The 21,222-nt window shown below is 42.9% G+C and carries 17 protein-coding genes, 1 tRNA gene and 5 pseudogenes; 9 read left to right on the top strand and 14 right to left on the bottom strand.

Annotated elements, in window-relative coordinates; genetic code table 11:
* Positions 1-40: 40 nt before the first annotated feature.
* From D7D25_RS18395 to D7D25_RS01755, 5 genes and pseudogenes are all read left to right on the top strand, one after another.
* Positions 41-280 (top strand): annotated as a pseudogene (locus tag D7D25_RS18395) (hypothetical protein); the annotation flags it as partial.
* A gap of 404 nt (positions 281-684) precedes the next feature.
* Complete coding sequence (locus D7D25_RS01770; RefSeq protein ID WP_122967230.1) at positions 685-1,269, top strand: TetR/AcrR family transcriptional regulator; 585 nt, start codon at positions 685-687, stop codon at positions 1,267-1,269.
* Positions 1,270-2,109: 840 nt separating this feature from the next.
* Positions 2,110-3,240, top strand: coding sequence for a DDE-type integrase/transposase/recombinase (locus D7D25_RS01765; protein ID WP_158602509.1), 1,131 nt, complete (start codon positions 2,110-2,112; stop codon positions 3,238-3,240).
* Positions 3,237-3,989 carry an IS21-like element helper ATPase IstB gene (istB, locus tag D7D25_RS01760; protein ID WP_122967228.1) on the top strand — a complete coding sequence of 251 codons (753 nt, stop codon included), beginning with the start codon at positions 3,237-3,239 and terminating at the stop codon, positions 3,987-3,989. The genes D7D25_RS01765 and istB overlap by 4 nt, the downstream gene beginning before the upstream one ends.
* A gap of 146 nt (positions 3,990-4,135) precedes the next feature.
* The gene (locus D7D25_RS01755; protein ID WP_122967227.1) at positions 4,136-4,750 is read left to right on the top strand and encodes a 3'-5' exonuclease; all 615 of its coding nucleotides are present in this window, start codon (positions 4,136-4,138) and stop codon (positions 4,748-4,750) included.
* 359 nt (positions 4,751-5,109) lie between these two features.
* Here D7D25_RS01755 and D7D25_RS18390 read toward each other — a convergent pair whose 3' ends face one another.
* Together D7D25_RS18390 and D7D25_RS01750 are read right to left on the bottom strand one after the other, a co-directional pair.
* Complete coding sequence (locus D7D25_RS18390; protein ID WP_255417133.1) at positions 5,110-5,238, bottom strand: hypothetical protein; 129 nt, start codon at positions 5,236-5,238, stop codon at positions 5,110-5,112.
* 41 nt (positions 5,239-5,279) lie between these two features.
* Positions 5,280-5,882 (bottom strand): annotated as a pseudogene (locus D7D25_RS01750) (site-specific integrase); the annotation flags it as partial.
* 599 nt (positions 5,883-6,481) lie between these two features.
* Here D7D25_RS01750 and D7D25_RS01745 point away from each other — a divergent pair.
* Positions 6,482-6,814, top strand: a complete 333-nt coding sequence (locus D7D25_RS01745) for a DUF3795 domain-containing protein (protein WP_122967226.1) — start codon at positions 6,482-6,484, stop codon at positions 6,812-6,814.
* A gap of 40 nt (positions 6,815-6,854) precedes the next feature.
* Here D7D25_RS01745 and D7D25_RS01740 read toward each other — a convergent pair whose 3' ends face one another.
* Positions 6,855-7,208: a helix-turn-helix domain-containing protein gene (locus D7D25_RS01740; protein WP_122967225.1), complete on the bottom strand. Its 354-nt coding sequence runs from the start codon at positions 7,206-7,208 to the stop codon at positions 6,855-6,857.
* Between the two features lie 145 nt (positions 7,209-7,353).
* On the opposite strand from D7D25_RS01740, the gene D7D25_RS01735 reads away from it, so the two are divergent.
* Positions 7,354-9,612: an excinuclease ABC subunit UvrA gene (locus tag D7D25_RS01735; protein ID WP_122967224.1), complete on the top strand. Its 2,259-nt coding sequence runs from the start codon at positions 7,354-7,356 to the stop codon at positions 9,610-9,612.
* A 140-nt stretch (positions 9,613-9,752) separates the two neighbouring features.
* Positions 9,753-10,073, top strand: a pseudogene (locus D7D25_RS01730) (integrase core domain-containing protein); the annotation flags it as partial.
* On the opposite strand, the pseudogene D7D25_RS01725 reads toward D7D25_RS01730, so the two are convergent.
* Together D7D25_RS01725 and D7D25_RS01720 are read right to left on the bottom strand one after the other, a co-directional pair.
* Positions 9,988-10,939, bottom strand: a pseudogene (locus D7D25_RS01725) (phage integrase SAM-like domain-containing protein); the annotation flags it as partial. The pseudogenes D7D25_RS01730 and D7D25_RS01725 overlap by 86 nt on opposite strands.
* Positions 10,940-11,213: 274 nt before the next feature.
* A tRNA-Ser gene (locus D7D25_RS01720) sits at positions 11,214-11,298 on the bottom strand.
* A 133-nt stretch (positions 11,299-11,431) separates the two neighbouring features.
* On the opposite strand from D7D25_RS01720, the pseudogene D7D25_RS18385 reads away from it, so the two are divergent.
* Positions 11,432-12,688 (top strand): annotated as a pseudogene (locus D7D25_RS18385) (DEAD/DEAH box helicase); the annotation flags it as partial.
* 584 nt (positions 12,689-13,272) lie between these two features.
* Here the strand turns inward: D7D25_RS18385 and D7D25_RS01710 are convergent.
* The 9 genes from D7D25_RS01710 to D7D25_RS01670 all read right to left on the bottom strand — a co-directional run bounded on the left by D7D25_RS01710 (position 13,273) and on the right by D7D25_RS01670 (position 21,202).
* Positions 13,273-13,827: a 2-oxoacid:acceptor oxidoreductase family protein gene (locus tag D7D25_RS01710; protein ID WP_122967222.1), complete on the bottom strand. Its 555-nt coding sequence runs from the start codon at positions 13,825-13,827 to the stop codon at positions 13,273-13,275.
* Between the two features lie 17 nt (positions 13,828-13,844).
* A complete protein-coding gene (locus D7D25_RS01705) occupies positions 13,845-14,606 on the bottom strand; it encodes a thiamine pyrophosphate-dependent enzyme (protein ID WP_122967221.1) in 762 nt (253 codons plus the stop codon).
* A gap of 396 nt (positions 14,607-15,002) precedes the next feature.
* Positions 15,003-16,085, bottom strand: a complete 1,083-nt coding sequence (locus D7D25_RS01700; protein WP_122967220.1) for a 3-methyl-2-oxobutanoate dehydrogenase subunit VorB — start codon at positions 16,083-16,085, stop codon at positions 15,003-15,005.
* A 37-nt stretch (positions 16,086-16,122) separates the two neighbouring features.
* Positions 16,123-16,353, bottom strand: coding sequence for a ferredoxin family protein (locus D7D25_RS01695; protein ID WP_019539551.1), 231 nt, complete (start codon positions 16,351-16,353; stop codon positions 16,123-16,125).
* A gap of 228 nt (positions 16,354-16,581) precedes the next feature.
* The gene (locus D7D25_RS01690; RefSeq protein WP_122967219.1) at positions 16,582-17,346 is read right to left on the bottom strand and encodes a Rossmann-like and DUF2520 domain-containing protein; all 765 of its coding nucleotides are present in this window, start codon (positions 17,344-17,346) and stop codon (positions 16,582-16,584) included.
* A gap of 21 nt (positions 17,347-17,367) precedes the next feature.
* Positions 17,368-17,859 carry a gliding motility lipoprotein GldH gene (locus tag D7D25_RS01685; protein WP_158602508.1) on the bottom strand — a complete coding sequence of 164 codons (492 nt, stop codon included), beginning with the start codon at positions 17,857-17,859 and terminating at the stop codon, positions 17,368-17,370.
* Positions 17,843-19,063 (bottom strand): regulatory iron-sulfur-containing complex subunit RicT, encoded by a 1,221-nt coding sequence (locus D7D25_RS01680; RefSeq protein WP_122967217.1) that lies wholly within the window; start codon positions 19,061-19,063, stop codon positions 17,843-17,845. The genes D7D25_RS01685 and D7D25_RS01680 overlap by 17 nt, the downstream gene beginning before the upstream one ends.
* Before the next feature lie 79 nt (positions 19,064-19,142).
* Positions 19,143-20,252, bottom strand: coding sequence for a DNA polymerase III subunit delta' (gene holB, locus D7D25_RS01675; RefSeq protein ID WP_122967216.1), 1,110 nt, complete (start codon positions 20,250-20,252; stop codon positions 19,143-19,145).
* Positions 20,252-21,202, bottom strand: coding sequence for a methylenetetrahydrofolate reductase (locus D7D25_RS01670; RefSeq protein ID WP_122967215.1), 951 nt, complete (start codon positions 21,200-21,202; stop codon positions 20,252-20,254). The genes holB and D7D25_RS01670 overlap by 1 nt, the downstream gene beginning before the upstream one ends.
* Positions 21,203-21,222: the final 20 nt, after the last annotated feature.

The following is a 21,222-nucleotide window of genomic DNA, read 5'->3' as shown; positions in this document are numbered from 1 at the left end:
AATAAACAATGTATTTGATTTTTCTCTTGAAGTTATTGCATTGATTTCATGTAACTGCCATGTAACAGCATTCCTTGAAAAAAGAATATACAAAGACTGGCTTGCAAACAATGATTTTTCTTTTGACAAGCAGAAATTCATTGCTCAGTTCTATTTGGACCATAATGATATAACAGTTCTTGAAACTGCCATTCTTGAACTGGTGCTTCATCTTCCACAGGAGCAATACACCCTGCTTCTGAAGAGCCTGAAAAAGGAAGTCTGTGAAAACATAAATTATTTATATTTCAACCAGTAAAAAGATTTGGGTGCAACAAAGGGTGTAAATCGCATAACTTCTTGATTTACACCCTTTATTGCGGAGAGAGAGAGTCGATGAACCTTGTCTCCATGTATCTAAAAGTCAATGCTTTATTTTTCCAAATTTATTACCGGTAACGAAATAGGCACAAATTTCAGAGACCAGTTTGTCCACTTTTGACCTCTGCTTGTCTGCATATATCTTGGGTTCAAAGGTACAACATATTTTTGAGATACAAAACCGTTTGTAAATTAACTTATTATCATTAGTGCGAGGTGCAAGTCTATATAGATATAGCTTGCACCTCGCACTAATTTTTTACTTATTCGTAAAAAATGACATAAAATGAATGGGTATTCATTTATATTTTCTATCTTTGCAGCATGAGACAGAAAGACGAACAAAAAGAGCTTTTATTAAAGCAGAAAGCCATAGAAATGGTAGTTGCCGAAGGACTTGAAGGATTTGGTATTAATAAATTAGCAAAAGCTGCCAAGATTTCACCGGGAACAATATATATATATTATAAGAATAAAGATGATTTTATGTATAAGCTTTCTATGGAGCTTGGTTTTAGAATCTTAGACTCCAGTTTAGAAAACTTCAATCCGAATATGCATTTCGATGAAGGTTTAAGACTACAGTGGAAAAATAGATATAACTACTATAAAAAGTTTCCACTGGAAGTTCAATTTGTTGAAAAAGTCAGATATTCACCTATATATAATACAATAACCAACTCCCTAAATGACCAATATGGTAATCTATTGGGTAATTGGATTAACTTGTCAATAAAAAGAAAAGAGTTATTTTTCGTGTCATTCGAAATATACTGGTCTTTAGCTTTCGCCCCTTTATATCAGTTATTAAAATTTGATGAACAAAAAGAATCTTCAAAAGCATTTGTTTTGAACCAAGAAGTAATAAATACGGCATTAAACCAAGTATTAAAAGGATTAAAGCCTTAATTTTTTTTGACTAATTAATGAATGAATATTCATTTAACAAAACGATAAAAATATGAAAATATTCAATGAAACAAAAAAACAGGAAATTAAATATCTTGAAGAAATAATTAAGCAAATTCAAAATTCAATAAGTAAGATTAAACAATTAGCGCATCTAAAAGCATCTGAATTAATAGAACAAAAAGAATATATAAGAGAAAATCGAGGAGAAAAGGAAACAATGCATCAGTTTATGGCTCTTACCGCAGAAAGTGGTGAAAACAAAGTCACAAAACTAAAGGAACTCCAAAGATTAGTTGATTCTCCGTATTTTGGTAGAATTGATTTTTGGGAAAACGGTAAATCGGATTCTATAAATATCTACATTGGCATTCGTCCATTTCATAATTTTGAAAATAACATTAATCTCATATATGATTGGAGAACTCCGATTAGCAATATGTTTTATGATTATGGATTAGGGCAAGCAAAATACAATGCACCGGTGGGAGAAATTCAAGGAAGAATAAGCCTAAAAAGGCAATATCGAATAAAACATGGAGAGATGGAGTTTATGTTTGATTCGTCCGAACACATTTACGATAATATTCTGCAAGAAGAGTTGAGTAAATCTTCTAGCGATAAAATGAAGAATATTGTTTCAACCATACAAAAAGACCAGAATACGATTATTCGAAATGAAGAATCCAGATTGCTTATTATAAAAGGACTGTATACAACTTTGTCCAGCACGTGCGGCGTCAGGAGAAGATCCCTGTACCGGAGAAGATCCGCCAGACGGAAGCCCTGGAAGAGTTTGCATATGGCAGCCAGGCGCAGGTTGACTTCGGTACAGCACAGATGCGACGTTTGGACGGCAGTAGGCGCAGGGTTTATTTTTTTGCCCTTGTCCTGTCACGCAGTCGCTACAAATATGTGTTTTTCCAAACAACTCCCTTCACCGGGAAAACAGCCGTCCAGGCTCACGAGCAGGCCTTCAGGTATATAGAGGGTATCCCCGGGAAGCTTCTCTATGATCAGGACTCGGTGTTTCTGAAAAGTGAGAACCTTGGCGATTATCTCCTGGCTGATGATTTTCGTCGCTACAGGGATGAACGTGGTATCAGCGTTGAGTTCTGCCGCAAGGCCGATCCCCAGAGCAAAGGCCGGGTTGAGAACGTGGTAGGATACGTGAAAAACAACTTTCTTCGCGCGCGTACCTTTCACGATATGGATCGCCTCAACGAGGAAGTCCTGAGCTGGTTGGAGCGCAAGGCGAACGGCACCAAACATGCCACGACGAAGCGCCTGCCCCATGACGTGTGGTTGATTGAAAAGGAGCATCTCTCCTTTTTTCGCCCCTCACCGGCAATCCCCCGGGATGAGATTCCCACCTACACGGTGAGAAAAGATAACACAATCAGTTACAAGGGGAACTTCTACAGGGTCCCATATGGCACCTATAACGGGAAGGGACCGGAGGTATTACTCAAGGTCAAGGATGGCACCCTTTCGCTTTCCAACCGGCAAGGCATCCTTCTGGCCGAGCACCCCGTCAGTCTTGAAAAAGGCAAGGTAATCGGCAGCACAACTTATCGACGGGATCGGAACTCCAGGCTCGAGGTCTTCAAGCAGGAAGTCCTATCGATCTGGAAGGGCAACAACACTTTGCACCTGTTCATAGAGGAGATACACAAGTATAAGCCCCGTTATCTGAGAGACAATCTGAAAATGACAAGGGAGGTGATGGGCGAATATGGTGAGGAGATCGTTGGCAGCGCACTTGATTACTGCCTCGACAATGGGCTCCACAACGCCCTTTACCTGAAAGAAGCCGCATCACATTACCGGGAGTTAAAACGCCGGGAGAAGATGCCCTTGCCTGTTGTAAGCGTGTTGCATGACGGTGTTCAAACAAGTCAGTATGACACGGATGCATACATCCCCGAGAGAAGCAAGATAAACCGGTACGATCAAATCATGGAGCTATGAAGCAGATAGAAAACATGAAGCAATATGCCGGCATACTTCGTTTGGGATACCTGAGCAAAAACTTGCAGCCGATGCTTCACCAGGCGAGTATAGATACACCGGGATACGCGGACTTCCTGGAGAACATGCTTATAAAAGAGCTAGAGCAGCGACAGCTGAATGATTACCGGCGCAGGACCAAACTGGCACGTCTGCCACGTGCACACGAGCTTGACGAGTACGATCACAAGGCCTCGGGCAGCATCGGCATAAGGCAGATGACACAGCTCAGGGAGCTGCTCTGGGTCGATCAGCTATACAACCTGGTGCTGATGGGTCCAAGCGGTACGGGCAAAACATACCTGGCCGGGGGACTGGTCAATGATGCCATCAAGAAAGGTTATAGGGCCTATTTTACCACCATGGCTGACCTGATAGGCGTGCTCAACAGGAAAGAAATCATCTCATCGGCAATGAGCACCTACAAGCGATACACCAAGGCACACCTGATTGCCATAGATGACATCATGATGTTCCCGGTGCAAAAGAGTGAAGCGGTGGCTCTGTTCAATCTGATCAATCACCTGCATGAGCAGTGCTCGATCATCATCACCACTAACAAGTCACCCAGCCAGTGGGCGGAGACACTGGATGATGAAGTGTTAGCCACAGCCATCCTGGATCGACTGCTATATCGTTGCGAGGTGATCAGGTTCGAGGGAAACGGTTACCGTATGGACAACCGGAAAACTTTCCTTGAGAAAGAATAAAAAAACAGTTGAATACAATAAAAAAGAGATAGTTAATGTAATGTTAAACCTGTACATTGGATATTGCCAAAAGTTGTACACTCAACATTGCCATTTTTTGTACATTGTAAATTTGCTAATTACACTCTAAAACAACTAACTGCAAAATGACGTTTTTGGGCGACTTCAATCAATCATTAAACCCTTATACAAAGAACGACATAACTGGAATGCTTAAAATCTTCCCTTATGCCGATTTAGTTTGCTTAAATAACAGCTATCGTTCAACTTATGAAATCGTAAATTTCGCTCAAAAAATATTCTATAATAAAGACCTCATCGCCATTGAAAGGCATGGAGAGTTACCTGTAATCCAATCATTTAATAATTCTAATGATGAAATTGAAGAAATAATTAAAAGAGCAAGAGGTTTTTGTGATAATAAAAAATACAGCTCACTAGCAATAATTTGCAAGAATGATACAGAGCTATTTTTCTTATCTGAAAAATTTAAAAAACAAAATGTGGATATTTATTTACTTGATTCAAACTGTACAACATTCTCCAATGGCGTTATTTTGACAAATGCGTATTTATCGAAAGGGCTTGAATTTGATAGTGTAATAATCCCTTTTGTAAATAAGTCAAACTACAAAAATGACATTGATAGAAGTATGTTATATATTTCATGTACGAGAGCAATGCACCAATTAGTAATAACTCATACAGACGAAATCTCGCCTATTATAAAAAACGGAATTTCCGAAAAACATAGGGAATAAACATAGAATTTTATCTTCGGCTGAAAGTAACGTAAATTGTTATTTATTTTTGACCTATTTATATCGGCAATATAGCCATATGGAGCTTCTATCAATTTACCTTTTCCAATAGCATTTTCAGTATCTCTGAAAATATGTCCCCGCCGTCTTTTGACCTCTTCTGTGGAGTTATTCATTATAAAACTTTTGTACCCCAGAAAATCGAAGTACGCTATAAATTTATTATCAGTTTCCATACGTCAATACATTATTAAAACAGCACCCAGCGTTCCCACCGGGTGCTAACCACAAAAAAATCTCAATTACGATAGGATAAAATCTATTCATAATGGAACTTTCTGTGGCAAAGATACGAATTATTACATTTTGTATCTCCTTGATTTCTTTGGAGTTCCTGACTGCTTATTTTCTTTGGCTTCATTTTTTTCCTGCTTCTCTACCTGTTTTTCGGTAAGCTGGGTCTGGCCTTTTTTCAAAGGTTCATCCACCTTTTTGGTCGCTTCATTGGTTTTGCCTTCGGAATTGACGGAATTTTACCATGAGGTAACCGGTCTTTATATTTATCCAAAATCATCTTCGGAATGTCCAGCAACGGAACATTGACATTCGTTCCGGTCTTCACCCGTTTCGTCATAATCCATAGATTTCCGTCAAATGATTTACGGATATGTTCCTTTTTAAGTCCGGCTACATCGATGTATGCCAAACCGCAAAAGCAGGAAAAGATAAATAAATCCCAGACGTGTTCCAGTCTTTCGGAAACCAAGTCGAGTTCAAGGTTTTTTTTGATTTCATCTTCTGTAAGATAGCCACAGTCAACCCTTTGTAAGCGGATTTTATAATTTGCAAAAGGGTCGCCCTAAATAAGCCCATTGTTATCACGCCGTTGCTGTTCGTGGTAGATTTGATTCAGGGATGCCTTGATATCATCCAGTAGCTTATTGATTTGTACGGATGACTTACCGGTGGCTTTTCCGGCTTTTACGTTCCAGTTGTCGGGATGAATGCTTTGTTTCGTACTGAAGTGGCAGACTTTCCCGTCAACGGTAACTCTTGCCATAATAATTATCTCTCCATTTCGCTTTTCTGCGCCTTTTTTCAAGTAAAAAAGGACTTTGAATGTACTCTTCATAACCTCACTTTTTAATGTTACAAAATTACCTTTAATCTATTAATTGTGAGATATATACAGACTGTACAAATTTGGACAGCGAGAGGTCAAATTCGGACAAATCGTCACCTATTTTGTCCGGAACGGAATCGGTAACGATTTAGGCACAAAACTGTGTCTTTTTGGTGCTTTTTCGTGTCCTTTATGATGGGCATAGTAGAAACAAAAAAACCTACAAGTTATTGACTTGTAGGTTTTTGTCCGTTTGTTGTCTGGTTTTGTCCAGACCTCCCAGCGGAGAGAGGTCGATGAACCAGCACCTCCACCCTATTGAAGTTCAATATTTTATTTCTATTTTAAGGTCTATGGGGTACGATTAGGAGCGCTCAAAAAAGTGTTGCTCCTGACTTCTCTTAGTCTGCTGTTGTCGCCATAAAACTCAGGTTCAAAGTTACTCATTCTTTCTTTATATAAAAGAGTTTTGATTATTAATATTTTAGAGCTAGTGCAAGGTGCAAGCTTATCTATATATAGATACTTGCACCTTGCACTAAACAAAGCAGTTAGACTTTGGATAAACAGAAAGATTGAGTATCTTCATGCATAATAAATAAAAATTGATGAAACAATTAATTGCATGTTGCGGATTAGATTGCGAAAGTTGCGATGCCCGCATAGCTACTGTCACAAATGACAATGAGCTAAGAGAAAAAACTGCTCAAAAATGGAGTGAATTGAACAATACGGAAATAACAGCAGAGCATATTAATTGTATGGGATGCCGTTTTGACGGAGCAAAAACTGTATTTTGCAGCAATCTATGTGAAATTCGTAAATGTGTAGATGAAAAAGGATTTAATACCTGTGGAGATTGTAAAGAATTGAATAATTGCCAAATTGTTGGGGCTATCTTTCAGCATAATCCCAGTGCAAAAGAAAATCTTCTATCTTAGAATAATATCTGAAATTTAAAAACATCGAATAGATTATAAATCATTTACTTTCAGTTCTTTTAAGAAAACCTTCTTTGTATTTATCACCCCATTGCCATAACTGGTCAATGATTGGGATCAACTCTTTACCTGCTTCAGTCAGATAATATTCTACCTTCATCGGCAGTACCGGATATATTTTCTTTTTCAATATCCCCATCTTTTCTAATTCCCCTAATTGCTTTGTCAATACACGTTTGGGGGCAACACTTATACTGCGTTGTAAGTCGCATGGTCTTGCAACTCCTTTATCTATTTCCGATATCAGCCACGCATTCCAACTTGAGGATAAAATATCGATTGCAATACGTACTGAACAATCGGAATAATCCATCGGATTTTTCTTTACATACATAAAATTCCTTCTTTGTTATTTATTCTATTACAAAGATAATCATTTATTAGTCAAATAGGGATAAATTTATCATGGGGTGAAAGATTTATCCCTTATTGTTCAAGAGATTAGAACGTGCTACCTTTACAAAAATAAAGTTCATAATATGAGTAAAAATGAAATCATAGTCAAGGGTGCACGAGAAAATAACCTGAAAGATGTTTCAGTCAGGATACCCAAAAAGAAGATAACCGTATTTACCGGAGTATCTGGCTCAGGGAAGACTTCATTGGTGTTTGATACGATTGCTGCTGAATCGCAAAGGCTCTTGAATGAAACTTATGATAGCTTTATTCGTCATCGGTTACAGCAATATGGGAAACCCGATGTCGATAGTTTAGAAAACTTAGCTGTGGCAATTATTGTCAATCAAAAAAAGATAGAAGGAAATGCCCGTTCAACTGTTGGAACAATCACCGATATATATTCGCTTTTAAGGTTATTGTTTTCTCGTATAGGGAAACCATTTGTCGGTCATTCCACTGTTTTCTCATTTAACAATCCTCAAGGGATGTGTTCTTGTTGCGAGGGTTTGGGTAAAACGAGCATCGTCGATTTGAATGAATTGATAGATAAGGAAAAGTCATTAAATGAAGGAGCAATAAGGTTTCCAACATTTGAAGTCGGTGGATGGCGTTGGACGCGTTATGTATATTCAGGTCTGTTTGACAACGATAAGAAGATAAAGGATTATACAGAAGAAGAATGGTATAATCTTGTTTATGCAAATGGATTGAAGCTAACGAAGGCTGATCCCCGATTTCCGAAAACAGGTATATATGAAGGAATTTTACCACGTTTTGAACGTAGCTTCTTTAAAAAAGAGTCGAAAGAAATTGGAGGGAAGAACGCATCCCGATACAGAGAAGTCGTAAAGCAAGGTATTTGTCCAGAATGTAACGGAAGTCGGCTGAATCCAAAGGTATTGACCTGCAAAATAGAAGAAAAGAATATCGCAGATTGTTGTAACATGCAGGTCGATGATCTTCTTGAATTTATTAGAACATTAGCCAATAGTTCTGTAACACCACTATTGAGTGCTATTATTGAGAATCTTGAAAACTTAATGGCTATTGGTTTAGGTTATTTGACTTTAAGCAGGGAAACATCTTCATTGTCGGGTGGAGAATCGCAACGAATTAAGCTCGTCAGGCATTTAGGAAGTAGTTTGACCGATCTCACTTATATATTCGATGAGCCAAGTGTCGGATTACACCCGAACGATGTAGAACGATTGAATAAACTGTTAATCGAATTACGGGACAAAGGTAATACAGTCCTGATTATAGAACATGATCCGGATGTGATAGCCATTGCCGACCATATTGTTGATATGGGAATCGGAGCAGGTAACGATGGGGGTAATATTGTTTATGAAGGTAATTTTGAAGACTTGAAAAAAGCAGAAACGCCAACAGGGTATTATCTCAATCGTAAGAATTATCTCAAAGACAAATACAGAAAAGCATCGGATTATCTTTTTGTGAAGAATAGTTCTCTTCACAATTTGAAAAATATCTCGGTACAAATCCCAAAAGAGATACTAACAGTCATTACAGGGGTCGCAGGTTCAGGTAAAAGTTCGCTTGTCAAGTCATTGACCAATCAATATAAAGATATAGTTGTAATAGACCAGAGTGCCATACGTGGCAGTAAAAGGTCAAACATTGCAACATACACAGGCATATTGGATGTAATAAGGATGTTGTTTGCGAAAGAGAACAGAGTTAAGCAATCGCTATTCAGTAATAATTCGGATGGAGCTTGTCCAGAATGTAAAGGTTTGGGTATTATTTCGACAGATCTCGCTTTTTTAGATGCAGTGGAAGTACGTTGCGAGCATTGCAACGGTAGTGGATTTAAACCGGAAGTATTGCAATACAAACTGAAAGAAAAAAGCATTACGGATATCATGGCAATGACCATTAATGAAGCAAATGTCTTTTTTAGTGAGTGGAAAATAACACAGCCACTTGACAGGCTTTGTGAAGTTGGATTGGATTACCTGACATTAGGGCAATCATTAAACACATTTTCAGGCGGAGAACGCCAACGTCTGAAACTTGCAACCGAATTAGGGAATAAAGGGAATATATATGTTTTTGATGAACCGACAACAGGACTTCATGGTTCGGATATATCAAGACTTCTTAAACTTTTCGAAAAGTTAGTCGATGATAAAAACACGGTTATTATCATCGAACATAACATGGATATTATCAGTCAGGCAGATTGGATTATAGACATGGGGCTTGGTGCAGGTAAAGCTGGTGGAGAAATTATATTCGAAGGTTATCCCAAAGATATAATTACAGACAGAATATCGCTAACAGGCAAGCACTTGGATATGTATTTACATCGCTGATAAAACAAAATATAAGCATAACAATAATGATGGATCGGATATATCAGATATCGGAAGAGCTAACTTCTGTAATTCAGGAGAAAGAACAAGAAATATCTGATATTATCCGTGATGTTCCTCCAATTATATCAATACTTTAAGACATAGAACACAGTAAGACCAAAGCCAAGAGTCCCCAAACCAATGGTATTTGCGAACGGTTCCACAGGACTATGCAGGATGAGTTCTATGCCACGGCATTCCGTAAAAAGATTTATAACAATCTGGAAGAACTTCAAACCGATGTGGATGTCTGGTTGGAATACTATAACAATGAAAGACCTCATACCGGTAAACATTGCTATGGTAAAACTCCAATGCAGACATGGTTAGACAGATTATTGGAAGGATTTCCCCATTTGGGAGCTTGTTTTTATACTTGTCCAGGATCATTTTGGGAATATCCAATAACGGAACATTGACATCTGTGCCTGTCTTCACCCGTTTGGTCATAATCCAAAGGTTGCCGTCAAACGATTTGCGGATATGCTCCTTTCTAAGACCTGCCACATCTATGTAAGCCAAACCACAAAAACAAGAAAAAATAAATAAATCACGAACATGTTCCAACCTTTCGGATACAAGGTTGAGTTCTAGTATTTTTTTTGATTTCATCTTCCGTAAGATAGCCTCTACCCACTTTTTGCAGCCGGATTTTGTAATTCGCAAAAGGATCTCCAATAATAATTCCGTTATTTCGGGCAATCAGAACGATGCGCTTAAAAAACTGCATAAATTTGGCTGTGGTGTTGGAATTGCATTTGCAGATCGTTTTAAGATACACTTCAAAATCGGTGATAAACATTAGGTTTATCTCTTGCAGTGCAATATCCGACAGATTGCACTTGTATCTTATAAAATTCTCAAGGTGCTTCCGGGTTACTTCATACTTTTGGTGGGTAGATGCGGATTTGGATATACCGATGAGTTGTTTCACATCGTTGTTGTGCTTCCCAAACAAATCCAGTAATGTCGCATGATTCTCTGAATGGCCCAGGAACTCATTCTTTACCTTTTCGGCAGTAACGTAGTTGTCTCGCCGCTGTTGCTCCTGGTAGATTTGGTTGAGGGAAGCTTCGATGTCGTCCAGTAGCTTGTTGATTTGTCCGGCAGACTTTCCTGTGGCTTTTCCAGCTTTCACATTCCAGTTCTCGGGAAGGATGCTTTGTTTCGTACTGAACTGGCAAATTTTTCCATCAACGGTAATTCTTGTCATAATCGACACCTCTCCATTACGCTTTTCCGACCTTTTTTTCAGGTAGAAAAGGACTTTGAATGTACTTTTCATAATCTCACTTTTCATTGTTACAAAATTACTTTTAATGTATTAATTGTGAGATATATACAGGCTGTACAAATTTGGACAGCAAGAGGTCATTTTTGGACAAATCGTTACCGTTTTTGTCCGGTATGGAATCGGTAACGATTTAGGCACAGATTTGTGTCTTTTGAGGTCTTTTTGGTGTCTTTTATGCTGGACAAAATACAAACAAAAAAGCCTACAAATCATTGACTTGTAGGCTTTTGTCCAGTTACTGTCCGGCGTGGTCTGCCGGTTTCAGCGGAGAGAGAGGGATTCGAACCCCCGGAAGCTCTCACTTCAACGGTTTTCAAGACCGCCGCAATCGACCACTCTGCCATCTCTCCTTGGTTTTGCTCAAAAGCGAGTGCAAAGGTATAACTATTTTTGGAAAGAAAAAACAGCTGTGTCACATTATTTTTCACTGATTCCGAAAAAATCAATTATTCATTGTATCTTTGTGTAAACTATCAATGAGTCATGTTATTTACCGAACTACCCCTTTGCGACACCCTGCAGGAAGGCCTGCAGGCAATGAACTTCAGAGAGACTACCCCCATACAGGAGCGGGCCATTCCCGTGATCCTTGAGAAAAAGGATGTAATCGCCTGCGCCCAGACCGGCACAGGGAAGACCGCGGCTTTTCTGCTGCCTTTGCTGAATAACCTGCAGACCGACGCGCACGATGAAGGGAAGATCAATGCCATCGTGATGGCTCCGACACGAGAACTGGCCCAGCAGATTGACCAACAGATGGAGGGTTTTTCCTATTTCACGCCTTTCTCCTCGGTCGCTGTGTATGGTGGTAACGACGGAGAAGCATGGGATATACAAAAAAGAGGATTGATGAGCGGCGCTGATGTGGTAATCGCCACGCCGGGAAGGCTTCTGTCGCATATCAATCTATATAATATCGATTTTTCGGGGGTGAAATACTTTATCCTGGATGAGGCGGACCGGATGCTGGACATGGGATTCCATGATGATATCATGAAGATTGAAAAGCTGCTTCCCAAAGAACGGCAGACCATCATGTTCTCGGCGACCATGCCGCCCAAGATACAGCAACTGGCAAAGAGCATCCTGCGCGATCCGGCAGACATCACCATTGCCATTTCGCGTCCGCCTGAAACAATCCTGCAATCGGCCTACATCTGCCATGAGGCGCAGAAGATCAATATTGTCAAGTATCTCTTCAAAGAGAAAGCGCCCAATAAGGTAATTCTCTTTTCCGGTTCTAAACAGAAAGTGAAAGAGATCGCCAAGATATTAACACACATGGGATTGTCGGCAGGAGAGATGCACTCCGATCTGGATCAGTCTCAGCGCAACCATGTGATGCATGAGTTCAAGAATGAACGGGTGAATATCCTGGTGGCCACTGATATTGTTGCCCGTGGCATCGACATTGATGATATCACCCTGGTAATCAACTTTGATGTACCTTACGACGCGGAAGATTACGTACACCGCATCGGCCGTACGGCCCGCGCCGGCGATTCGGGTATGGCCATCACCTTTGTATCACCTGATGAGCAATATCGTTTCTCCAAGATCGAAGAATTTCTGGGGAAAAGAATCTACCGCATTCCTGTACCGTCGGAATTAGGCGAGACACCGGAATATAACCCTGTCCGTGACAACAGAAGAGGTGGCATATCCTCTCGTTCATCCAAAGGAGGTGGAAGAAAAGGGAAAGAATCGGGTAGGAAAGGCGGAAAATTGGCGGGAGGAAAACCGGAGAAATCAGGAGATCCCGGAAATGCGGAAAAACCTGAAAATTACAGGGGATCAGGAAGAAGCAACAGATCCCGTCCGGATCGGAATGTCCGGAAAGAGGAGGGAGCGTCTCGCCCGGAGAGACAAACCCGGGAAAACGAAGTATCACATCCCGGAGGCACTCCACCGCAAAACGAGGCTCCTCGCGCCGGGAAAAACCTGAGACAAGGACAAGCATCACAAAAACAAGGGGCACGCCAGAAACAGCATGGACCTAAAAGGGAAGGAACTCCGCAACAACAGGGGGTATCCGGAGAAAGAGAACAGGGATCGTCCCGGGGACAAAGTAACTCAGAAAGATCCCGTAAACAAAGGCCACCACGGAATTCCGATTCTCCGGCCACAGATACTTCCAGAAAAAGTCCATCTGGGAGGAAATTCTCAGATACAAAACGAGTGGGGACACCCCAAAAAGCTGATGTGGAGCCGGAACAGGCTACTGATGGAAAGAAATCAAAAAGGTGGAGTTGGTGGCCGTTTGGCAAGAAATAATGAAGCCGGGCTGACAAAACCAGCACGGCTCCAGATTGGAATAATACTGATCAGACCGCTTTCTGCTCCAGTTGGATGATCTCCATCCCACGAAGGATGGCCTCTTCGTTCATGGGCAAAAGTTTATGATGCCGTTCCGGGAGAGATTTTTTCAGCCCTTCCATCACATTTTCAACATCCACCATGGGTGATATTTTGAGTAACCCTCCCAACACGATCATATTGAACACTTTGGTATTGTTCATTCTCATGGACTCGTCCATCGCGTTTATACGGAATACGTTAATATCATTTCGTTCCACTTTTTTGTGGATACCGTAGCCGTCATAGATCAACGCTCCACCCGGTTTCACCTTATCCTCAAATTTTTCGAGCGAAGGCTGGTTCAGTACAATCGCGATATCATACTTGTTTACCACAGGCGAGCTGATGGGTTCATCGGAAATAATGACAGTAACATTGGCGGTACCGCCCCGTTGCTCCGGCCCGTATGCCGGAAACCATGATACTTCTTTATCCTCCATGATTCCCGAATAGGCGAGAATCTTCCCCATAGAGAGCACACCCTGCCCTCCAAAACCTGAAATGACTATCTCCTGTAACATTCTATCTTGTTATTGCTTTAGATGTTTTTCAAATCGCCAATAGGAAATACCGGAAACATATTTTCCACCATCCAGTCGTTCGCCGCAGCCGGGGTCATTTTCCACCCGGCATTACAGGTAGAAACCACTTCCACGATAGAGGTTCCTTTCCCTGCCATTGAATTTTCAAACGCAAGCTTGATCATCCGTCTCGTTTTTTTCACAGCTGCAGCAGTATGAACACTCACGCGGGTAGCAAGACAAACGCCATCAAGGAGCGCCAGCATATCGAGTATCTTCAGGGGGCCTCCCATAGTTTGCACATCACGTCCGTCGGGACTGGTAGAGGTCACCATGTTGCCCAGGGTGGTGGGAGCCATTTGTCCTCCTGTCATTCCGTAGATACCATTATTAATAAAGATGATGGTTATATTCTCTCCACGATTGGCCGCATGGATGGTTTCCGCAGTACCGATAGCGGCGAGGTCACCATCGCCCTGATAAGTAAATACCATTCTGTCGGGTAACAACCGTTTGACGGCCGTTGCCAAGGCGGGCGCTCGTCCATGGGCCGCCTCCTGCCAGTCGATATCGAGGTATTTATAGGCAAAAACAGCACATCCCACCGGCGCGATACCAATGGTCTTTTCCTGCAAGCCCAATTCTTTGATCACCTCTGCCACCACTTTATGCACTACCCCGTGGGAACACCCCGGGCAGTAATGCATATGATTGTCGTTCATCAACTCCGGCTTTATATAAACCAGATTTTCGGGACTTACTATGTCGCTTGCATTCATATTGTTTTTTTTAGAACTTGAAACTGAGAATTTAGAACTGGGAACTGGGAACTGAGAACTGGGAACTGGGAACTGGGAACTGAGAAGTGGAGAACTGGAGAACTGGAGAACTGGAGAAATGAAGAAGAATGAATTATAGCAATTAACTCTTCATTCTTCATTCTTCACTCTTCACTCTTCATTCTTCATTCTTAATTCTTCACTCTTCACTCTTCACTCTTCACTTTTTACTGAATCTATATATAAGATAAAACAGTATGGCCGCTCCCCCGAAATACCAAGTGAGTCTCACATCCTGATTAGAAGAGAAATAGACTATTATTGTCGCCAGAAATGCAAGCATGAACAACACCATGAATATATTTCTTATTTTGGGATCCATTTTTTGCGATTTATCTATTTGACCACTTTTTCTTTCAACGCATCAAGCACACTATCGGGGGTGGGCACGATTCCTCCCAATCGTCCGTAGTGTTCCACGGGTATTTTCCCGTTCACCGCAAGGCGCACATCCTCCACCATCTGTCCGGCATTGAGTTCCACCGTAAGGATTCCCTTCACCTTATCCGCATAGCGATGCAATATCTTATCGGGGAAGGGCCACAAAGTGATGGGTCTGAGAAGTCCCACCCTAATTCCTTCATCCCGCGCCATTTCAATCGTCTTTAAACAGATACGTGCCGCGGATCCGAAAGCGACCAACAGGTAGTCGGCATCGCCGCATTTCACCTCTTGATAAAGGACTTCATTCTCTTCCACGAGACGGTATTTTGCTTGGAATCGCTCGTTATTCTTCTCCATCAGTGCCGAATCGAGTTCAAGGGATGTGATGATATTGGGTTCCCTGTCCGGTGTTTTTCCGAGGGTTGCCCACGGACATTGCGCCCTGACCTCGTCATCAGTTCGTCTAGGCCGGAACGCGGGAAGTCTTACCTTTTCCATCATTTGCCCGATCATACCATCGGTCAGTATCATAGCCGGATTGCGGTACTTGAAAGCCAGGTCAAAACCGAGCGCCACGAAATCGGCCATCTCCTGCACGGAGTTGGGGGCAAGGGTGATCAACTTGTAATCTCCATGCCCACCCCCTTTTACCGTCTGAAAATAGTCGGCCTGTGATGGCTGGATCGTCCCCAAACCGGGGCCGCCCCGTTGCACGTTCACAATCAGGCAAGGCAATTCTGCTCCCGCCATATAAGAGATTCCTTCCTGCTTGAGACTGACACCAGGGCTGGAAGAGCTGGTCATAGCGTATTTACCGCAGGCAGCACCTCCATAGACCATATTGATGGCAGCCACCTCGCTTTCGGCCTGCAATACCACCATCCCTGTCGTTTTCCAGGGAGCGGCTTCCATGAGTGTCTCAATTATTTCCGACTGAGGAGTGATGGGATAACCGAAATAACCATCCACCCCATAGCGGATAGCTGCATGGGCTATCGCTTCGTTTCCCTTCATCAAAGAAATTTCTTCTGACATAATATTAGTTTTGTTACCATTCTCTTTCGGAAAGCGATCATACCACCTTCTTCCGATAGACCGTTATGCATCCTTCCGGACATACAAATCCACAATTCGCGCATCCGATACATTCGTCGGGATTCTTCATATATGCATAGTGATAACCGCGATCGTTCACTTCGCGCGGCTGTAAATCCAACGTGTCGGTAGGACATGATACAACGCAGAGATTACACCCCTTGCAACGATCGGTATTCACCTCCACATAACCCTTGACTTTACCCATTATTAGATGTGGTTTTAATTCTCTGTCACAAAAGTAACAGTTGTTTTTCAAGAACTCAATTTTTCTATGTTAATTTTTCACCTTAAGCACCAAACGCCAAATAGTTTTCATTATTTTAAACTTCAAAAGATTGAATATCGGCCACTATGGGGGAATGGATAATATAAACGAATTTCAATCCAGCACGTATGGTAATGGATCTCATCTGACATTCTGAGTCGCATTCGCTCATCGATTTCCAGAAACTATATGGATACTCCTGCTTACAAGGGAATAAATTTCTCTCTTCAGGGGATCATTTAACAACTCCAGATGTTTTTGCATCACTTTCTCATCGGACCGCACGGCTGGTCCGGTCTGGGCGGCCTTAGGCTCCATGAGTATCACTTTGGCAGCTGTTTCGTTAATCAACGGATTGAGCAGATAAAACGGAATTTCCTCCTCACTCATTATTTCCGAGGCAAGCGTATACATATGATTGGCAAAATTACAGGCAAAAACGGCAGCGAGGTGGAGGATACGCCGCTTATCTCCGGAAAGGAAACGGACGTTTGCCGATATCATTTCCGCCAGTTCTTTCAACAGCGTTGCGGTTTCACCACTTTCTCCCTCTATAAAGAGCGGGATATCCTGAAAATCCACCTCTCTCTCCCTGCTGAATGTCTGTAACGGGTAAAGGGCTCCCCTCTTTGTGTGCGGGGAAAGCACCGAAACGGGAACGCTACCTGCCGTATGTGCCCATATGCCTGTGGTCGACGGCATCTGGGTTACGATCCGCGGCAACACATCATCTTTTACAGAAAAGATATAAAAGTCGGCAGCGCGATTGAGATCCTTGAGATTGTCAACCGGTTCAGCTCCCACCCTATCGGCAAGCAATTTCGCATTCTCCAACGTACGGCTATACACCTGTACAATCGCATTGCCCGCTTCTTTCAGTGCCAAAGCCATATGGGTAGCCACATTTCCCGATCCGATAAAAACGACTTTCATGACACTTCCGATAAAATATTATCAACTTTCCCCGCCCGTCTCAATGATCTTAATTCCTACTTTCTCGACTCCGCGCAACTGATCTTCATCCATCCCCTGGCGGATCATCAGCCGGTAGTTATATACTGAATCCCGCGGGATGAAAGTTCGATAAGGCAAAGACAACTGGTTCAATCCTCCGGCACCGCTCCCCAGCCATTTTCCGTATTCATCGGCCAGAAGACAGTGGAGCGTATCGGTACGGACAAGTGAATCGGTCAGATTCTGATCTATGAGTAGCCAGAGATCGCGGTAAAGATAACCGCGATTGGTGGTCAACTCCACCGTCACATCATATCCCGCGCCGTAAGGGCGCGCCAATGAGTCTATCTCAAAAACAAGCACAGAGTCGCGACACCACTTTCCATTCTCAATATGGTGAAACCGGGAGTAAACCTCTTTCCCCGAGCAGGAGGCAAGAAGGGTAAAAAACAGGCCGGCAAATAGTATAGAGATATTACTCTTTGTTCTCACCCGGAGATCTTCTGTTTCTGGGTTTTCTGTTTTCCAAGAGATGATCAGTCCGTCTTTTACGGGGTTTGCGTCTTCTCTTACCCTGATTCTCTCCCTGGTCATCGAAACGGGTAATGCTTTGCTCTCCAAGGATGTCTCCCGGATATGCTCCGTCACCGCCGGATTTCTCCTCCGTCTCCATCGTCAATTTCAGTGGTTTTTCCCCGTTTTTGTTCATCTTGATGATCTCGAATACGCGATCTTTGGGGATCGTCACCAAATTGACAGCATTGTGTTTGTCGGAAGAATAGGTCATCTTGCCGGAGAAAACATCGGTCTTGAAATGGTAGTAGCTGCCGTCTTTGGTTTCGAGTACAATTTCGCGCGAAGGCAGTGCGCGTTGCGCCTCCACATAAGCATCTACCTCGTAGTTCATGCAACACTTCAGCTTTCCGCATTGTCCGGCCAGTTTCTGCGGATTGATGGAGATATCCTGGCACCTGGCGGCAGAAGTGGAGACCGACACGAAGTTCGACATCCACCGGCTACAGCACATCTCGCGCCCGCAGGGGCCAATTCCGCCAATGCGGCCGGCTTCCTGACGCGCGCCTATCTGCCTCATTTCGATCTTTACCCTGAATTCGGCGGCCAGCACTTTGATTAGCTGGCGGAAGTCGACTCTCTCGTCCGCAATATAATAGAAAATGGCTTTGTTGCCGTCGCCCTGGTATTCCACGTCGCCTATTTTCATCTTCAAACCCAGCTCTTCGGCTATCTCCCTGGATCGGATCATGGTGGGCTGTTCACGCGCCTTCGCCTGTTCGTACTTCTCCAGATCGGCATGGCGCGCTATCCGGTAAATCCGCTTCAGTCCTCCGTTGGCGTCGTCCCGGAAGTTGTATTTCTTCATCTGCAACTCGACCAGTTTTCCGGTCAGTGTGACAGTACCAATATCATGTCCGGGTAAGGCTTCTACGGCCACTATATCACCCTGTTCAAGTGGAAGGTCATTACTGTTGATATAATAGCCTTTACGGGTGTTTTTGAACTGCACCTCCACCATCTTTGTGGTTTTCTGCAACTCAGGGAAATCGTGTAGCCAGTCGTAGACATGGAGTTTGTTATTATGGGGGGTACATCCCCGGCAACTCTTCGTATTTCGCAGGGTTGTCGCATGCAATGGCGCGATATCCGCTAATTTATCCGCTAATTGTTCTTTGTCCATATATATTAAAACGTCCCACCGCTCCCGGCAGACGAGACTTTTGATGATAATTAATTAAAACAGAGTGCAAGTTACAAAATTATTTTCTTAAAAGCATCGTCACTTTCAGACAAAGATCAAGGAAAATAATTTTCGCGTTACCATTTTGTTCAATCTGACGGTAAGCAAGCGAAAACTCATCGCTCAACGCTTCTATATTTTTTTCGTTGACAAAGGGGGCGAAACGCTCGCCGAACTGCCATTCGTCACTGTTCAGGTAGACCATTTCGGGTTCATGGAGGTTACTCACAAAATATTCCCTGAACAGCCGCAGCGAATAGAGCAAAAAACTTTTCTGCATCTCCCGCCCAATTCCGGCGATCTCATTGGCTATCTCTTTTATGGCTTTGATCTTACCGGCAAAAGCATTACGCGTCATTTGCCTGAAGAGTTCAAAAAAATACTCCGTATGTTGGGAAACCTGTATGATCTCAATGGCTTTGGTGAAACTGCCGTTGGCTATATGGGCTGTCGACCGGGCCTTTTCCGGATCCAGCCCGAATTTCTGTTGCAGAGCCATCACCATCTCATCCTTTTCGATAGCACGGATATGCAATGGCTGGCATCGCGACCAGATGGTCTGCAGTACATTTTCCCGGTCCTCCGAGATCAGGAGAAAGATCGTATGTTCGGGGGGTTCCTCGACCAGCTTTAACAGTTTATTGGCGCATGCCTCGTGCATCTTTTCAGGCAGCCATACTATCATGATCTTATAATGCGCTTCATATACCTTAAGATTGAGTTTGCGGATGATTTCATCACTCTCTTTCGAGTAGATGATTCCCTGCGCATTTTGTGCGTCAATAAAGTTAAGCCAGTCGTTGAGATTGAAATAGCGGTGTTGGGACAGGAATTCACGCCATTCCGCCAGATACTGGTCACTCACCTTTGATTTCACCACAGGGAAAACGAAATGAAGGTCGGGATGAGCCAGCTTATCGAACTTATGACACGAGGGGCATTCTCCGCAGGCATCTTCGGCGCGCCGGTTAGTGCAATTCAGATATCTGGCGTAAGCAATGGCCAAGGGCAACTTGCCCACTCCTTCCGGACCGTAAAAGATGCGGGCATGGGGAATAAGCCCCTGCCGCACCGAATTGATCAGGTGTTCTTTTACATCGTGGAGCCCTATGACATCTCGAAAATACATCAGTATATCTCCCCTGCTACCCTCCGGACACTTTCGGTAGCCATCAATGAATAGAAATGGATACTTGGAACGTTGTTCCGGATCAGTTCCTTACATTGTTCGACGCACCATTCCACACCCACCTGTTTCGCATCCTCATCATTTTTACATTTACGAAGTGCCGTGGCCAGTTCTTCGGGAATATCAGTTCGGAAAATACGAGGCAAGACCGTGAGTTGGTTTTTCATGTGGATGGGTTTGATCCCGGGAATAATGGGAACGGTAATTCCCACATCGCGACAACGTTTCACGAAGTCAAAATATTTGCTGTTATCGAAAAACATCTGTGTCACAAGATATTCGGCACCATTATCCACCTTCATCTTGGTATAATAGATCTCCGACTCCATATTGGGCGACTCCTCATGTTTTTCGGGGTAGCAAGCCATCCCATAAGAAAACGACTCTTCGGGAGGCGTAAAAGAAGAACCGTCGAACGTGACTCCTTTATTGAAATTGTTCACCTGTTCCTGAAGGCCGGTAGCATATGGATGGCAATCCATTTTCCGTTGCTCGGCATCCAGTTTCTTGGTATCACCTCTCAGCAGCAGCAGATCGGTAACTCCCAAAAAGGAGAGGTCGATCAGCGCATACTCGGTCTCTTCCTTCGAAAAGCCCTGGGAGATAATATGAGGCACTGCCCGTATTCCATACTTGTTCTGTATGGCGGCGGCAATAGCCACTGAACCGGGACGTCTTCGCACATTTACTTTCCGGTAAGCACCGTTTTCATCTTCCTTATAGATACTTTCACTGTGGTGCGTCGTAATATTGATATATTTCGGGTCGAACTCTTTCAGGCGGTCGATAGCATTGTACACTTGCTGAATACTGTTCCCCTTCAACGGGGGCAATAGTTCGAATGAAAAAGCAGTGTTCCTTGTATTTTTAATTAATTCCGAGACCCTCATCTTACATTGATTTGATGATT

The organism is Proteiniphilum sp. X52, from assembly GCF_003712195.1.
Classification (GTDB): Bacteria; Bacteroidota; Bacteroidia; order Bacteroidales; family Dysgonomonadaceae; genus Proteiniphilum.
Note: the sequence above shows the minus strand (reverse complement) of the source record. Positions and strands in the feature narration are given on the sequence as shown.

What these genes read in the sequence shown, in the direction of transcription:
- D7D25_RS01770 (WP_122967230.1), top strand. Translation starts at nt 685, where the DNA reads ATGAGACAGAAAGACGAACAAAAAGAGCTTTTATTAAAGCAGAAAGCC.
- D7D25_RS01765 (WP_158602509.1), top strand. Translation starts at nt 2,110, where the DNA reads ATGCGACGTTTGGACGGCAGTAGGCGCAGGGTTTATTTTTTTGCCCTT.
- istB (WP_122967228.1), top strand. Translation starts at nt 3,237, where the DNA reads ATGAAGCAGATAGAAAACATGAAGCAATATGCCGGCATACTTCGTTTG.
- D7D25_RS01755 (WP_122967227.1), top strand. Translation starts at nt 4,136, where the DNA reads ATGACGTTTTTGGGCGACTTCAATCAATCATTAAACCCTTATACAAAG.
- D7D25_RS01745 (WP_122967226.1), top strand. Translation starts at nt 6,482, where the DNA reads ATGAAACAATTAATTGCATGTTGCGGATTAGATTGCGAAAGTTGCGAT.
- D7D25_RS01740 (WP_122967225.1), bottom strand. Translation starts at nt 7,208, where the DNA reads ATGTATGTAAAGAAAAATCCGATGGATTATTCCGATTGTTCAGTACGT.
- D7D25_RS01735 (WP_122967224.1), top strand. Translation starts at nt 7,354, where the DNA reads ATGAGTAAAAATGAAATCATAGTCAAGGGTGCACGAGAAAATAACCTG.
- D7D25_RS01710 (WP_122967222.1), bottom strand. Translation starts at nt 13,827, where the DNA reads ATGTTACAGGAGATAGTCATTTCAGGTTTTGGAGGGCAGGGTGTGCTC.
- D7D25_RS01705 (WP_122967221.1), bottom strand. Translation starts at nt 14,606, where the DNA reads ATGAATGCAAGCGACATAGTAAGTCCCGAAAATCTGGTTTATATAAAG.
- D7D25_RS01700 (WP_122967220.1), bottom strand. Translation starts at nt 16,085, where the DNA reads ATGTCAGAAGAAATTTCTTTGATGAAGGGAAACGAAGCGATAGCCCAT.
- D7D25_RS01695 (WP_019539551.1), bottom strand. Translation starts at nt 16,353, where the DNA reads ATGGGTAAAGTCAAGGGTTATGTGGAGGTGAATACCGATCGTTGCAAG.
- D7D25_RS01690 (WP_122967219.1), bottom strand. Translation starts at nt 17,346, where the DNA reads ATGAAAGTCGTTTTTATCGGATCGGGAAATGTGGCTACCCATATGGCT.
- D7D25_RS01680 (WP_122967217.1), bottom strand. Translation starts at nt 19,063, where the DNA reads ATGGACAAAGAACAATTAGCGGATAAATTAGCGGATATCGCGCCATTG.
- holB (WP_122967216.1), bottom strand. Translation starts at nt 20,252, where the DNA reads ATGTATTTTCGAGATGTCATAGGGCTCCACGATGTAAAAGAACACCTG.
- D7D25_RS01670 (WP_122967215.1), bottom strand. Translation starts at nt 21,202, where the DNA reads ATGAGGGTCTCGGAATTAATTAAAAATACAAGGAACACTGCTTTTTCA.